The following is a 15182-nucleotide window of genomic DNA, read 5'->3' as shown; positions in this document are numbered from 1 at the left end:
GAACGCAGGCAGTGCGGAGCGGGTAAACCGGCAGGACGCCGGTTTAGCCGAGCCACAGCGAGGTGCCGACAGGCGGGGCAGAGCCCTTTGCTTACTTTGGGGCTTTTCCAAAGTGAGCCGCTGTAAGAGCGGAACCATAAGCGGCCGTTACCCAAATAACGGATATGTACTCAATCACCCCCCAAACGCATCCCTGAGAAACCCCGGAGCGATATACCGCTTATAATGCGCCTCGGACAAAATAAAAAACTCCCGGTCAATGGCATCCCGCAACTCAGGCAACCCCCACTCCCGAAACTCCGGCATCAACACCATCCCGTAAGCCTCCAGATTGCTGATCACCCGCGCCCCCCGGGCAATCAACTGATAGGCCCAGCAGTACTCCGACTGATGCGGCACAAACCGAATCTTGCGCTGCTCCAGCTGCCCCCGCAGCATTTTAGGGTCAAACACCTCAAGCTTCCCGGCCATCACCTGCACCAACAACTGCTCCAGCCGCAGCCAAACCGCACGTTTTTCTTCCTCGTTATACCCGTTCCACTGAATCACCTCATGGTGAAACCGCTTGCACCCCCGGCACACAAGATCGCCGTAAACCGTGGAGCACAGGCCTACGCAGGGGGTCTTGATGGTTTGGTTAGACATGGTCGACAACGCACAAATCAGCGAAACAGTTGCACATGTTAGCCCTTTGTCTAAGGTTGATCACCCTGCAAACTTGGCGCGGCAACTTACGTTTAGAATTTTTTTGCCGTAGAATCATCCGGCCTTGTAAGGCGCCAATAATCCGTTGGAAGCTGTTTTCAAAGCGTCACGAGCACAGTCGTTCCTAAAGAACGGTGTTGGCGATGGTTATTTACCCGGTAAATAACCATCGCCAACCCTCATCAGCTCCGTTCTGCAGGCGTAAAACTTTGAAAGCAGCTTCTGTGAGGATTGCCGGCAGCGCTGGCTCTACGGCCCAAAAAGCCCCTGAGCGCATGCGTGCCGTGCATTTCTGGATGAGCGTCCCGTGGGACCACTGATGAGGGTAATAACTGTGCTTGAAGCCTACCGCAAACATATCGAAGAGCGTGCAGCCCTGGGTATCGTTCCCCAGCCGCTTAACGCCGAACAAACCGCAGGCCTGGTCGAGCTGCTGAAAAATCCCCCGGCTGGCGAAGAAGAATTCCTCGTTAACCTGATCACCAACCGCATTCCACCAGGCGTTGACGAAGCTGCCTACGTCAAGGCCGGTTTCCTGTCTGCCCTGGCCAAGGGCGAAGCTACTTCTCCCCTGATCGACAAGAAACGCGCTGTTGAACTGCTCGGCACCATGCAAGGCGGCTACAACATCGTGACCCTGGTCGAGCTGCTGGACGACGCCACCCTGGCCCCCGTCGCAGCCGCCCAACTCAAGCACACCCTGCTGATGTTCGATGCTTTCCACGACGTCGCGGAAAAAGCCAGGAACGGCAACGAACACGCCAAAGCCGTGATCCAGTCCTGGGCCGACGGCGAGTGGTTCAAGAACCGCCCGACCCTGGCCGACAAGATCAGCCTGCGCGTGTTCAAGGTCACCGGCGAAACCAACACCGACGACCTGTCCCCTGCCCCGGACGCCTGGTCCCGTCCTGACATCCCGCTGCACGCCCTGGCCATGCTGAAAATGGCCCGTGAAGGCATCGTGCCGGATGAGCAAGGCAAGACCGGCCCGATGAAGCAGATCGAAGAAATGCGCGGCCAGGGCTTCCCGATCGCCTACGTCGGTGACGTGGTCGGTACCGGTTCGTCGCGTAAATCGGCCACCAACTCGGTACTGTGGTTCTTCGGCGACGACGTGCCTTACGTGCCGAACAAGCGCGCTGGCGGCTTCTGCTTCGGCAGCAAGATCGCTCCAATCTTCTACAACACCATGGAAGATGCCGGCGCACTGCCAATCGAGTTCGACGTTACCAACATGAACATGGGCGACGTGATCGACCTGTACCCGCATGCTGGCAAAGTCACCAAGCACAACAGCGATGAAGTCCTGACCACCTTCGAAATGAAGACTCCGGTCCTGTTGGATGAAGTCCGTGCCGGCGGTCGTATCCCGCTGATCATCGGCCGTGGCCTGACCGAGAAGGCTCGCGCCGAGCTGGGTCTGCCACCTTCGACCCTGTTCAAGCTGCCGGAAGCCCCGGCTGAAAGCGACAAGGGCTACACCCTGGCGCAGAAAATGGTCGGCAAGGCCTGCGGCGTGGCTGGCGTTCGTCCAGGCACCTACTGCGAACCGAAGATGACCACCGTCGGCTCCCAGGACACCACCGGTCCCATGACCCGTGACGAACTGAAAGACCTGGCGTGCCTGGGCTTCTCCACCGATCTGGTAATGCAGTCGTTCTGCCACACCGCGGCCTATCCAAAGCCGATCGACGTGACCACCCACCACACCCTGCCTGACTTCATCATGACCCGTGGCGGCGTATCGCTGCGTCCGGGCGACGGCATCATCCACAGCTGGCTGAACCGCATGCTGCTGCCGGACACCGTCGGTACCGGTGGTGACTCCCACACCCGTTTCCCGATGGGCATTTCGTTCCCGGCCGGTTCCGGCCTGGTAGCGTTCGCCGCAGCCACCGGCGTGATGCCGCTGGACATGCCGGAATCGATCCTGGTGCGTTTCAAAGGTGAAATGCAGCCTGGTATCACCCTGCGTGACCTGGTTCACGCCATTCCTTACTACGCGATCCAGGCTGGCCTGCTGACCGTAGAGAAGAAAGGCAAGAAGAACGCCTTCTCCGGCCGCATCCTGGAAATCGAAGGCCTGGATAACCTGAGCATCGAACAAGCCTTCGAGCTGTCCGACGCCTCGGCTGAACGTTCGGCTGCCGGTTGCACCATCAAGCTGTCGAAAGAATCCATCACCGAGTACCTGAACTCCAACATCACCCTGCTGCGCTGGATGATCGGTGAAGGCTACGGCGATGCGCGCACCCTGGAACGTCGTGCCCAAGCGATGGAAGCCTGGGTTGCCAACCCTGAGCTGATGGTTGCCGATGCTGACGCCGAATACGCGGAAATCATCGAGATCGACCTGGCCGACATCAAGGAGCCTGTGCTCTGCGCGCCAAACGATCCGGACGACGCCCGTCTGCTGTCCAGCGTTGCTGGCGAGAAGATCGACGAAGTGTTCATCGGTTCGTGCATGACCAACATCGGTCACTTCCGCGCTGCCGGTAAACTGCTGGATCAGGTCAAGGGTCAGCTGCCAACCCGTCTGTGGCTGTCGCCGCCGACCAAGATGGACGCTCACCAACTGACCGAAGAAGGCTACTACGGCATCTACGGCAAGGCTGGCGCGCGCATGGAAATGCCGGGCTGCTCGCTGTGCATGGGTAACCAGGCACGTGTAGAGCCGAACTCGACCGTTGTATCGACGTCGACCCGTAACTTCCCGAACCGTCTGGGTGACGGCGCAAACGTCTACCTGGCTTCGGCCGAGCTGGCGTCGGTGGCTTCCATCCTGGGTCGCCTGCCGACCGTCGAGGAGTACATGGAATACGCCGCGAAGATCAACACCATGGCCAGCGACGTGTATCGCTACCTGAGTTTTGACCAGATCGCCGAGTTCCGTGAAATTGCTGCAAGCGCCAACATTCCTGTGGTTCAAGCCTAAGGTTTTGTTGCTGTAAACGAACGCCGCGTATCATCAGATGCGCGGCGTTTTTTTATGCGCCTCGATTGAGGCCCAGACCTTGTCCTGCGCCTGGGTGCACGGCGTGCCTTCCGGGTGTGCCTGGATCGTGGCGATCACCGCGCGTAACTCTGCCTTGCTCTGGTCCATTCGGGCTTGAAGCTCTTCTATCTGCGCAATCCTGCGCTCAAGCCTCAAGATGATATCGGCGCGTTTCGCCTCGCTCGGCGAATCGTCGGGCATCAGCGCCTTCAACTCCTGCAAGCTGAAACCGGCGCGCTGAGCGCCCTGGATCAATTGCAGCGTCTGCAACGTCTGCATGGGATAACGGCGATAGCCATTACCTTGTCGCTCGACCTGGATCAGCCCCTGGGCTTCGTAAAAGCGAATCTTCGAGGCTGCCAAGCCGCTGCGTTCCGCCAGTTCACCAATATTCATCGCCAACCCCATTGACCTTAAAGTGACCTTTAAGCTTAGCCTGAGCGCTCCCAATGTGAGGAGTCAAGCATGTCGCCCTTTGAAGCGTTGCAATTGCCCAACGGCCAGCTCATCAGTAACCGCATCGCCAAGGCGGCGATGGAAGAGAACATGGCGGATGCGAACCAGGCGCCTTCCGAGGCCCTGATGCGCTTGTATCAAGCCTGGGCCGACGGCGAGCCCGGCCTGATCCTGACCGGCAACGTGATGATCGACCGCCACGCCATGACCGGCCCCGGCGGCGTGGTGCTGGAAGACGAACGTCACCTGGACAAGTTTCGCCAATGGGCCGCGATTGGCCGGGCCAAGGGCGCGCACTTCTGGGTGCAGCTCAACCACCCGGGCCGTCAGACCATGGCCAACCTCGGCCAGCAGGCCCTGGCACCTTCGGCGGTGGCCCTCGATCTCGGCGGCTTTTCGAAGATGTTCGCCCAACCCAAGGCCATGACCGAGGACAATATCCAGGACGTCATCACGCGCTTCGCCACCAGCGCGCGTCTCGCCGAAAAGGCCGGCTTCAGCGGTGCGCAGATTCACGCGGCCCACGGCTACCTGCTCAGCCAGTTTCTCTCGCCCTTGAGCAACCAGCGCACAGACCGCTGGGGCGGCAGCCTGGAAAACCGTGCGCGGCTGCTGCTGGAGGTGATCAAGGCCGTGCGCGCCGCCGTGAGCGCGGATTTCTGCGTGGCGGTGAAACTCAATTCCGCCGACTTCCAGCGCGGTGGCTTCGACGCCGCCGACGCCCATGCCGTGGTCGAGCTGCTCAACCCGCTGGCCATCGACCTGCTGGAACTGTCCGGCGGCAGCTACGAAGCCCCGGCCATGCAAGGCGAGGCTCGCGACGGACGCACCCTGGCCCGCGAAGCCTATTTCATCGAGATGGCCAGCGACCTGGCGAAAGTCGCCAACATGCCGGTGATGGTCACCGGCGGCATCCGGCGCTTGCCGATCGTGCAGCAAGTTCTGGACAGCGGCATCGCCATGGCCGGGATCGCCACCGCGCTGACCCTGGAGCCGCACCTGATCAAGCAGTGGCGCGCCGGCCGCGATCTCAACCCGCAATTGCCGCCGATCCGCTGGAAGCGCAAACCCCTGGCCAGCCTGGCGAGCATGGCAGTGGTGCGCTATCAGCTTCGCCGCCTGAGCCGTGGCCGCCAGCCGAAACCCGGGGTGACGCCGCTGCTGGCGTTGATAAAAGACCAACTGTTTATCGCCCGCCGCACTCGGCAATATCGCGCTGCGATGACCAATTCTTCACATTGAGCGGGGAGCATTCAGCGCCATGGAACTGTCCTTAACTGATCAGCAGCTTTTTACCCTCACTGACGATTGGAGTTCTTCATGGCGAAAATCACCCTGGCCCAGCAATTGGCGACCACCCTTGAACAGGCGGGCATCAAGCGCATCTGGGGCCTGACCGGCGACAGCCTCAACGGCCTGACCGACTCCCTGCGCACCATGGACAGCATCGAGTGGATGCATGTGCGCCACGAAGAAGTGGCCGCGTTTGCCGCCGGTGCCGAAGCCGCCGCCACCGGCGAGCTGACCGTATGCGCCGGCAGCTGCGGCCCCGGCAACCTGCACTTGATCAATGGCCTGTTCGATTGCCATCGCAACCACGTGCCGGTGCTGGCCATTGCCGCACAGATCCCCTCCTCCGAGATCGGCCTGAACTACTTCCAGGAGACCCATCCCCAGGAGCTGTTCAAGGAGTGCAGCCACTTTATCGAGCTGGTGACCAACCCCGAGCAGATGCCTCACGTGCTGCACCGTGCCATGCGCTCGGCGATCCTCAATCGCGGCGTTGCGGTGGTGGTGATTCCCGGGGATGTGTCACTGTTGGAAGTAGAAGATAAATTCAAACCTTGGCCGGCCCTGCTGGCACCGCGCACGTTGCCGGCGGAACAGGACCTGCAACGCCTCACCGACATCCTCGAACACAGCGGCAAAGTCACCCTGCTGTGTGGCAGCGGCTGTGCCGGCGCCCACGATGAGGTGGTGGCCCTGGCCGACGCCCTCGGCGCGCCCGTGGTGCATGCCCTGCGCGGCAAGGAACATGTGGAGTGGGACAACCCGTTCGACGTCGGCATGACCGGCCTGATCGGCTTCAGCTCCGGCTACCACGCCATGCTCAACTGCGACACGCTGATCATGCTCGGCACCGACTTCCCGTATCGCCAGTTCTACCCGACCGACGCGAAGATCATCCAGGTCGACCGCAACCCGCAGGCACTGGGCCGGCGTGCCACGCTGGACCTGGGCATTGCAGCTGACGTCAGCGAGACCATCCAGGCGCTGCTGCCGCGCCTGACCCGCAAGACGGACCGCAGCTTCCTCGAAACCTCGCTCAAGCATTATGAAAAAGCCCGCCAAGGGCTGGATGACCTGGCGGAACCGTCAAAGGCCGGCCGGCCAATTCACCCGCAGTATGTCGCGCGCCTGCTCAGCGAACTGGCGGACGACGACGCAATCTTCACCGCCGACGTTGGCTCGCCGACAGTCTGGGCGGCGCGTTACTTGAAAATGAACGGCAAGCGCCGGTTGATCGGCTCGTTCAACCATGGCTCGATGGCCAACGCCATGCCCCAGGCCATCGGTGCGCAAGCCGCGTTTCCCGGGCGCCAAGTGATTTCGATGTCCGGCGACGGTGGGTTCACCATGCTGATGGGTGACTTCATCAGCCTGGCGCAACTGAACCTGCCGGTGAAGCTGGTGGTGTTCAACAACTCTTCTTTGGGCTTCGTCGCCATGGAGATGAAAGCAGCAGGCTACCTGGATACCGGCACCGAGCTGAAAAACCCGGACTTTGCCGCCATGTCCAACGCCATGGGCATCCTCGGTATTCGCGTAGAGCAGTCCGAAGACCTGGAACCGGCCCTGCGCCGCGCACTGGCCCACGACGGCCCGGTGCTGGTGGACGTGGTCACCGCCACCCAGGAACTGGTGATGCCGCCGAGCATCAAGCTGGAGCAGGCCAAGGGCTTCAGCCTGTACATGCTCAAGGCGGTGATGAGTGGGCGCGGTGATGAGGTGATCGAGTTGGCGAAAACCAACTGGCTGCGTTAATAGCGCCGTAGTGGCCGACCACGCGGCCTGACCGCAGACAAAAAAGACCCCGCTTAAATAGCGGGGTCTTCTTTCGCACGGCTGATCAGCCGTGCTGTTTTTCCACCCACTTGCCATAGGCGTCGATAAACGCCTGCAAAAACGGCTTGGTCTTTTCCGAGACCTTGCCCGACTCATCGAACACGCTGCCCGCACCGCCCAGGTAGGCTTCCGGCTGCTGCATGCACGGCACATCGAGGAACACCAGCGACTGGCGCAAATGGTGATTGGCCCCAAAACCGCCGATGGCTCCGGGAGACACACTGATCACCGCACCCGGCTTGCCGCTGAAGACACTTTGGCCATAAGGACGTGAACCGACGTCAATCGCATTCTTCAATACACCCGGCACGGAGCGGTTGTATTCGGGGGTCACAAACAGCACCGCGTCGGATGAACGCACGTGTTGACGGAAAGTACTGTAGGCTGCCGGCGGTGCAGCACCGTCGATGTCCTCGTTGTAGAGCGGCAAATCGCCAATTTCGACAATGTTCAACTTGAGGTTGGCGGGCGCCAACTCGGCCAGTGCCAGGGCGACCTTGCGGTTGATCGACTCTTTTCTCAAGCTGCCGACCAGTACGGCAATCGTGTAGACCTTGCTCATTGGGGTTTCCCGATTTCTGACTTAAGGAGTTTGTAGTTATAGAGCCTGCGCGACGCTATCACCAGCGCGTTTTTGTAATCCCCAGGGACGTTTACACCGCAGATGGATTTGTAAGTAATGTCTGAAAAAGTCAACGAATAGTATTTTTTTTCAATAGGTAAACTACCCCGCTCTCCTACGGTCTACAGAACCGCAAATCGAGTGTTTATCTCCAGAGGTTCTAAACAGATGGCAGCAGTACTTGTCGGACAGTTCCATGCCAGAGACGCGGAAGGTCGCGTTTATTCGGTGCATGAGTTCCAGGAATCCAACCCGCCCCTCGACGGCCTGGCTGGCTCGGCGCCCACCACCACCTACAAGCTGGCCATTGGCGACCGCGTAGAAAAACTGGATGGCGATGAGTTCAGGCTGATTCAGTCGGGCACTATCATCACCCGCGAATCCGCCACGATCCACGCTTCATAAAACGTTATTCCCCATAGGCGATATCAACATTATCGCCGACGCCTCCCAGTGTCCGGTCCTTGCCGAACGAGAACAGATCAAAGTTGGTTTTGGCCTGGCTGGGAGGATAGTGGTACTGATAGGCCACGCCCCAAGGGTCCGTCAGCATGTCCTGATCCTTGAGATAGGGGCCCCGCCACTTCCCTTCTCCCGCTGGCTGAACCGTCAACACCGCCAGCCCCTCGTCGTCGGTAGGATAACGCCCTACATCCTGATGAAACTGCTCGACTGCCTTGCCCAGCTCTTTCAACTGGACCTTGGCCGTGGCGATTTCCGACTGAGTCACGTCGCCGAAGATCCGCGGCCCCACCGCAACCGCCAACACGCCGACCACCAGCACCACCACCAGCAGGTCCCACAACGAAAACCCGCGCGTGTCTGTTTTACCGAGCATCGATAAGGCTCCCCCGTGGATCCTCTGGTTGATACGCCCTTTGTATGACCTGCTGGTTGCAGGCGCCAAGGGACTTGATCGTGCAAGTCTAGTTGGGGCGCTGCCGTGGCGGGTCTTTTTTCCACGCCCGGGCCTGAGCCATTGAATCCACGTCGCGCTGAACATAGACTCCGGCCATGCGTTTACGTCATATCGAAGTCATTCAAGCGATTTTACAGACCGGACACCTCGGCACCGCCGCCGAATGGTTGCAACTGCCTGTGGCCGATGTGGACGCAACCCTCAAGGATGCCGAGCTGCAGTTGGGCTTCATGCTGTTCGCCAGTGTGCGCGGACGCTTGCAGGCCACCCGGGAAACCCTTGAGCTGCAGGCCGAAATCGCCCACCTCTATGCAGCCCTTGAGCCGGTGCAACGCCTGGCCAGCAGCCTTAAGCACCATCATGCCCCGCCCTTGCGCGCACTGTGCACCCCGCCGCTGGCCAATCAACTGCTGCCCCAGGCGATCGCCGTGCTGCGCCGACGTTTCCAAGACATGCCGTGCAACCTCTCCAGCCATTCCACCCGGGATATCGTCAAAAGCCTGCTGCTGCACGAAGCCGACCTCGGCCTGAGCCTGCACGACCCGGAACACCCGCAAATCCACAGCCAACCGCTGGCCCACGGCAAGCTGCAATTGCTCGCGCCCCATGGCTGGCTGAAGCCGCGGCAGAAGTACATTGCGCTACAGGAACTGGCCGGGCAGTCGATGATCGGCCTTGAAGGCCAGGACCCGCTGAGTCGCCTGCTGGACAGCAAACTGCAAGCCCTGCGCCCGCTGCCGGTGGTGCAAACGCGGGTGCAGACATACCAGATGATGCGCAGCATGGTAGAAGCCGGGGAAGGCCTGGCGATTGTCGACCCGTTCACCGCCAGCGGCGCACGGGAAGCCGGGCTGGATGCGTGCCCATTGTCACCGCCGATTATGGTGACCTTGTATGCGTTGACCCTGAAGGGCAGCGAGCCATCGCCCGCCTTGAATGCGCTGCTGGAGATTGTCACCGAGAAGGCTGAAAGCCTGCTGACAAGCACATTGCCGTGAATGTGGGAGCTGTCGGGCCTTGGCGAGACTGCGAAGGCGGCGGCACAGTCGATAAAGACGTTGCCTGACACACCGCCATCGCGGCCTCGCTGGGGCTCGACGGCTCCCACAGGGGGTCGGGGGAAGTCTGGGAGTTGTGTGCTCGGTCGCAAGCACTCGGCTTGCGCAAATCGAATGTGGGAGCTGTCGAGCTTTAGCGAGGCTGCGAAGGCGGCGGCACTGTCGATAAAGAGGTTGCCTGATACACCGCTATCACGGCCTCGCTGGGGCTCGACGGCTCCCACAGGGGATCGGGGGAAGTCTGGGAGTTGTGTGTTCGGTCGCAAGTACTTGGGTTGCGCAAATCGAATGTAGGAGCTGTCGAGCTTCAGCGAGGCTGCGAAGACGGCGGCACAGTCGATAAAGAGGTTTCCTGACACACCGCCATCGCGGCCTCGCTGGGGCTCGACGGCTCCCACAGGGGATCGGGGGAAGTCTGGGAGCTGTGTGTTCGGTCGCAAGTACTTGAGTTGCGCAAATCGAATGTGGGAGCTGTCGAGCTTTAGCGAGGCTGCGAAGGCGGCGGCACTGTCGATAAAGAGGTTGCCTGACACACCGCCATCGCGGCCTCGCTGGGGCTCGACGGCTCCCACAGGGGATCGGGGGAAGTCTGGGAGCTGTGTGTTCGGTCGCAAGTACTTGAGTTGCGCAAATCGAATGTGGGAGCTGTCGAGCTTTAGCGAGGCTGCGAAGGCGGCGGCACTGTCGATAAAGAGGTTGCCTGATACACCGCTATCGCGGCCTCGCTGGGGCTCGACGGCTCCCACAGGGGATCGGGGGAAGTCTGGGAGCTGTGTGTTCGGTCGCAAGTACTTGAGTTGCGCAAATCGAATGTGGGAGCTGTCGAGCTTCAGCGAGGCTGCGAAGGCGGCGGCACAGTCGATAAAGACGTTGCCTGACACACCGCTATCGCAGCCTCGCCAAAGCTCGACGGCTCCTACAATTGATCGGTGCAGCTCAGACTGCTTCCAATTCTGTCTTGAACAACCGATACCAGAAAATCGCCACTTCGCGCGTCTGCGGATCAATCCCACGATAGCGCAGGTGGTCGATCCCGCCCATCACATACCCGCAGCGCTCATACAGCCGGCAGGCACCGAGGTTGTTGTTCTGGGTCTCCAGCATCATCCCCGGCAGGTTCTTCTTGCGGCTCCAGAACTGCGCCACGTCCAGCAACGCCTTGGCCACCCCGTGGCGCCGCGCGGGCAAGACCACCGCCAGTTCATCCACGTGGGCAAAGCCGTTCCAGTTGGTGCTGACCACGATATGCCCCACGGGCCGGTCATCGAGGTAGGCCATGAACACCGCACTGTCGGCCGCGTCACGGAAGCTGGCGAACTCCTCGGGGTCGATGCCGTAGCATTTGCGGTACGGCACGATACGCTCCACCGCCCACTGGTCGACGCGCTTGCCCATTTCCGGCTTGCCGTAGGCGTTGACTTCAAAGCTGAAGTCGTTCCCCCACACGTAGGCGTCAAATCCTTCGTCAGCCACCCGGACACTGAGGCCCGGGTACTTCGGGTTCATTACAGCTTGCATAAACATCCTTAACCCTTGATGCAGTCGACGGTGTAACAACGACCACTGCCGTCATCTTCGTGTTGCAATCCATGAACATCGGCAACAAAGCCGGGGAAACTGCTATCGAACGTCCTGGCAAACGCCAGGTAATCAATGATCGAGCGAGTCGATTCGGTAAAGCGCTCACCCGGCATGATCAACGGAATGCCCGGCGGGTAAGGCACCAGCATGACCGCTGCGACCCGACCTGGCAAAGCGTCGATGGACACCGCCTCGACTTCGCCCTTGACCAACAGGTCGTAGGCGTCGGCCGGTTTCATCGCGATTTCCGGCAGTACCGTGTACATCCGCTTCAGGTGTTTGGCCGTGGCATTGCTGCGGTAACAGCTGTGCAACTGGTCGCACAGATCCTTCAAACCCAATCCCTGATACCGCGCCGGGCCCTGCTGAAACACCGATGGCAAACACACAGCAAGGCTCACGTTGGCGTCATAACTGCGCTTGAATTCCAGCAGTTCGGTGAGCAGGGTACTCCACTTGCCTTTGGTGATGCCCATGGAAAACAGCACGAGGAACGAATACAGCCCGGTCTTTTCCACCACCAGCCCACGTTCCCAGAGGAATTTACTGACCACCGCTGCGGGAATTCCGCACTCGCTCAAAGCCCCGCCGGCGTTCAGGCCAGGCATCACCAGGGTGACTTTTATCGGGTCCAGCAGCACGTAGTCTTCGGCGATATCGCCAAAGCCATGCCAGTCGGCCTGGGGTTGCAGCAACCAGTCCGCCGTCACCACCCGGTCAATGCCCGCCACCAGCGGCGGCTGCCAGATGGAAAACCACCAGTCTTCAGCGGCGATATGCTGGCGCAGGTTGGCCAGGGCGCGACGAAAGCTCAGGGCCTCGTCAAACATCTCTTGCAGCAACGACCGCCCCGCCGGCCCTTCCATCATTGCGGACGCCACATCCAGGGAGGCGATGATGCTGTACTGCGGCGAGGTGGAAATATGCATCATGAACGCTTCGTTGAAGCGGTCGCGGTCCAGCTTGCGCACGCCGCCATCCTGCACATGGATCATCGACGCCTGGCTGAACGCCGCCAGCAACTTGTGCGTGGAGTGCGTGGTGAACACCAGCGGGCTGTCGGCCGTGCGCGAAGTGCCCATGCCATAGCGCCCGGCGAAAAACTCATGAAACGCCGCGTAGGCGTACCACGCCTCGTCAAAGTGCAGCACCTCGACGCTGTTGCCCAGTTGCTGCTTGATCAGCTCGGCGTTGTAGCACAGGCCGTCGTAGGTGGAATTGGTGACCACCGCCAGCTTGACCCTGGCCGGTCGGCCTCGGGTCAGCGGGCTGGCGTCGATCTTGGCGCGGATCGACTCGGGGCTGAACTCGCTCAGGGGAATCGGCCCGATGATCCCCAGTTCATTGCGCTCCGGGCACAGGTACAGCGGGATGGCGCCGGTCATGATGATCGAATGCAACACCGACTTGTGACAGTTGCGGTCCACCAGCACCAGGTCATCCCGGCCCACCATCGAGTGCCAGACGATCTTGTTGGCGGTGGAGGTGCCATTGATCACGAAGTAGGTGTGATCGGCACCGAAGTTGCGCGCTGCCCGCGCCTCGGCTTCGGCCAACGGGCCGGTGTGGTCCAGCAGCGAGCCGAGCTCCGGCACCGACACCGACAAGTCCGAACGCAGGGTATTTTCCCCGAAGAACTGATGAAACGCCTGCCCCACCGGGCTTTTGCGATAGGCCACGCCGCCGCCATGACCGGGGGTGTGCCAGGAATAATTGGAATCCGCCGTGTGCTGCACCAGGGCCTTGAAGAATGGCGGCAACAGGCCATCCAGGTAGGCGCGGGCCGCACGGGCCACTTGCCGGGCAAGAAACGGCACGGTGTCTTCAAACAGATAAAGAATGCCCCGCAACTGGTTCAGCTCGCTCATGGCATCGGCTGGGGCGTTTTCCAGGGTGACCTGCTCACCGAGGGCGAAGATCGGCAGGTTTGGCGCCCGCACCCGCGCCAGGCGGATCAGCTCCACCATGTTTTGCATCAGATGGGTATTTTCCCCGGCGCCCTCGGCGGCAATCAGCATGCAGGCCAGGCCGTGATGGGTCGAAGCCACCAGGCGACCCTCGGCGTAGTCCACCGCCGAAAAGATACTGAAGCCCTCCTGCTCAAGCTCCCGGGCGATGCCCCGGACGCGGTCGCCGGCAACGGTGTCGGCCTTGATGTCGCGGTGTACGATCAGAACCGGGAACTTCAGGTCTTTGTACATGAGCGCTTGGCGTCCTGAGGGCTATGCCTTCAGGGTAGAAGCTCGGGGCCGATGTGGCGAATGAAGATGTTCAACCGGTGTTCATAAAGCGCCGTCGATGACCTCGCGCAACACCAGCGCCGCTTGCACCGCTTGCTGGCGAGTCGCCAGGTTGGTGAAGCCCATCAACAGACCTTGCTGACCACCGGGCTCGATACTCCAGCCCGACACGGCCTGTATCCCCAGCCCGGCACGTGCGGCGGCCGCAGCGACGGCCTGATCGCAGACGTCCACCCGCAGCCGCGCCAGCAGGTTGATCCCGCCGGACTGCTCATCCACCTGCAAAAGCGCCCCGCAATGACTGGCCAGTGCCTCCACCAGAAAGCCGCGCCGCGCGGTGTAGAGCTGGCGCATTTTTTTCAGGTGGCGGGTGAAATGGCCCTGGTCGAGAAAGTCCGCCGTGGTGGCTTGCAACAATTCGGCGCTGCGGTTTTGCAGCACGCCGGCGCTGGCCTCAAAGGCCGGGAGCAGCGCCCGAGGCACCACCAGATAACCCAGGCGCAGCCCCGGGAAGAGCATCTTGCTGAAACTGCCGGAGTAGATCACCCGGTCGGCTGTGTCCTGGCTCTTGAGCGCGGCCAGGGGCTGGCCCTTGTAGCGAAACTCACTGTCGTAGTCGTCTTCCACCACCCAGCCGCCGTGGGCCTGTGCCCAATCGAGCAAGCGATGGCGCCGCGCAGTACCGAGGGCGACCCCCAGCGGGCTCTGGTGGGCCGGGGTGACAATCGCCAGCCGGGCGCCGGGCGCACGCCGTATGCCCTCCTCCACATCAAGCCCGTCGTGGTCCACCGGCACCGGGACCAACTGCACCCCCAAGTGCAGCAGCAGTTGCCGCGCATGCAGGTAGCCCGGGTCTTCGAACCAGCATGGCTGGCCGGCCATCTGCAGCGCATCACACACCAGCGCGAGGCACGCCGAGTAACCGGCACACACGAACACCTGCTCCGGCGAACACTCCACGCCCCGGTACAGCGCCAGGTATTGCGCGATCGCCACACGCAGCGAGCGGGCGCCACGCACATCGCCCATGGCCAGGCTGTTCACATCGACTCGGCGCACTTGCCGGGTGACCAGCCGCGCCCACAGCTTGCGCGGAAAGCTGTCGAGCGCCGGCAAGCCCAACTGCAACAGGCGCGGGGCCGACGCCGGCGCCACGGGTTCGGGTTCAACCGGCAACGACTTGATCGAGCGCTGCGGCAACGCCTCGGCCACCACTGTTCCTGCCTGGCCCCGCGCCAGGAAGAACCCTTCGCTCACCAGCAACTGGTAGGCCGTCTCCACCGTGCCCCGGGCCACCTTCAGTTCCTGGGCCAGGCTGCGCACCGACGGCACCCGCTCACCGGGGCGCAGTTGGCCCTGGTCGATGGCCTGGCGAAAGCGCCGGTAGATCTCCTGGTATTTGGGCAGTGACGACATCGTTATCCGGCTCACAGTGAATCAGCCCTGAAGTCTGATCTTGTCCCAACCCGCTTGTCCATTC

General features: G+C 61.4%; 12 protein-coding genes. 5 read left to right on the top strand and 7 right to left on the bottom strand.

Features of this window, described 5'->3' with window-relative positions; all coding sequences use genetic code 11:
* Positions 1-174: 174 nt before the first annotated feature.
* Entirely contained in the window at positions 175-645 is a 471-nt protein-coding gene (locus tag HX801_RS01725) for a DUF1289 domain-containing protein (protein ID WP_177021465.1), read from the bottom strand.
* Between the two features lie 394 nt (positions 646-1039).
* On the opposite strand from HX801_RS01725, the gene acnB reads away from it, so the two are divergent.
* Complete coding sequence (acnB, locus tag HX801_RS01720) at positions 1040-3640, top strand: bifunctional aconitate hydratase 2/2-methylisocitrate dehydratase (protein WP_177021466.1); 2601 nt, start codon at positions 1040-1042, stop codon at positions 3638-3640.
* A 33-nt stretch (positions 3641-3673) separates the two neighbouring features.
* On the opposite strand, the gene HX801_RS01715 is transcribed toward acnB, so the two are convergent.
* Complete coding sequence (locus HX801_RS01715; RefSeq protein WP_087693749.1) at positions 3674-4096, bottom strand: MerR family transcriptional regulator; 423 nt, start codon at positions 4094-4096, stop codon at positions 3674-3676.
* Between the two features lie 69 nt (positions 4097-4165).
* On the opposite strand from HX801_RS01715, the gene HX801_RS01710 reads away from it, so the two are divergent.
* Positions 4166-5398 carry an NADH:flavin oxidoreductase/NADH oxidase family protein gene (locus HX801_RS01710; RefSeq protein ID WP_177021464.1) on the top strand — a complete coding sequence of 411 codons (1233 nt, stop codon included), beginning with the start codon at positions 4166-4168 and terminating at the stop codon, positions 5396-5398.
* 78 nt (positions 5399-5476) lie between these two features.
* Positions 5477-7201: a ubiquinone-dependent pyruvate dehydrogenase gene (gene poxB / locus HX801_RS01705; RefSeq protein ID WP_008431335.1), complete on the top strand. Its 1725-nt coding sequence runs from the start codon at positions 5477-5479 to the stop codon at positions 7199-7201.
* A gap of 85 nt (positions 7202-7286) precedes the next feature.
* Here poxB and HX801_RS01700 read toward each other — a convergent pair whose 3' ends face one another.
* Positions 7287-7844, bottom strand: a complete 558-nt coding sequence (locus HX801_RS01700; RefSeq protein WP_008431334.1) for an NADPH-dependent FMN reductase — start codon at positions 7842-7844, stop codon at positions 7287-7289.
* Positions 7845-8072: 228 nt separating this feature from the next.
* Between HX801_RS01700 and HX801_RS01695 the strand changes: the two genes are divergently transcribed.
* On the top strand, positions 8073-8309 hold the full coding sequence (locus HX801_RS01695) for a hypothetical protein (RefSeq protein ID WP_003209248.1): 237 nt from the start codon (positions 8073-8075) through the stop codon (positions 8307-8309).
* 4 nt (positions 8310-8313) lie between these two features.
* On the opposite strand, the gene gspG is transcribed toward HX801_RS01695, so the two are convergent.
* Positions 8314-8742, bottom strand: a complete 429-nt coding sequence (gene gspG, locus HX801_RS01690) for a type II secretion system major pseudopilin GspG (RefSeq protein WP_102369043.1) — start codon at positions 8740-8742, stop codon at positions 8314-8316.
* 176 nt (positions 8743-8918) lie between these two features.
* Between gspG and HX801_RS01685 the strand changes: the two genes are divergently transcribed.
* A complete protein-coding gene (locus tag HX801_RS01685; protein ID WP_177021463.1) occupies positions 8919-9821 on the top strand; it encodes a LysR substrate-binding domain-containing protein in 903 nt (300 codons plus the stop codon).
* Positions 9822-10817: 996 nt separating this feature from the next.
* On the opposite strand, the gene HX801_RS01680 is transcribed toward HX801_RS01685, so the two are convergent.
* The 3 genes from HX801_RS01680 to HX801_RS01670 form a co-directional block, all read right to left on the bottom strand.
* Positions 10818-11387, bottom strand: a complete 570-nt coding sequence (locus HX801_RS01680) for a GNAT family N-acetyltransferase (RefSeq protein ID WP_003217028.1) — start codon at positions 11385-11387, stop codon at positions 10818-10820.
* Between the two features lie 20 nt (positions 11388-11407).
* On the bottom strand, positions 11408-13663 hold the full coding sequence (locus HX801_RS01675) for an arginine/lysine/ornithine decarboxylase (RefSeq protein ID WP_087693840.1): 2256 nt from the start codon (positions 13661-13663) through the stop codon (positions 11408-11410).
* Positions 13664-13744: 81 nt separating this feature from the next.
* Positions 13745-15118 carry a PLP-dependent aminotransferase family protein gene (locus HX801_RS01670; RefSeq protein WP_177021462.1) on the bottom strand — a complete coding sequence of 458 codons (1374 nt, stop codon included), beginning with the start codon at positions 15116-15118 and terminating at the stop codon, positions 13745-13747.
* Positions 15119-15182: the final 64 nt, after the last annotated feature.

This window comes from Pseudomonas sp. G1002, assembly GCF_013385455.1.
GTDB lineage: Bacteria > Pseudomonadota > Gammaproteobacteria > Pseudomonadales > Pseudomonadaceae > Aquipseudomonas.
This window is presented reverse-complemented; position numbering and strand designations above follow the sequence as displayed.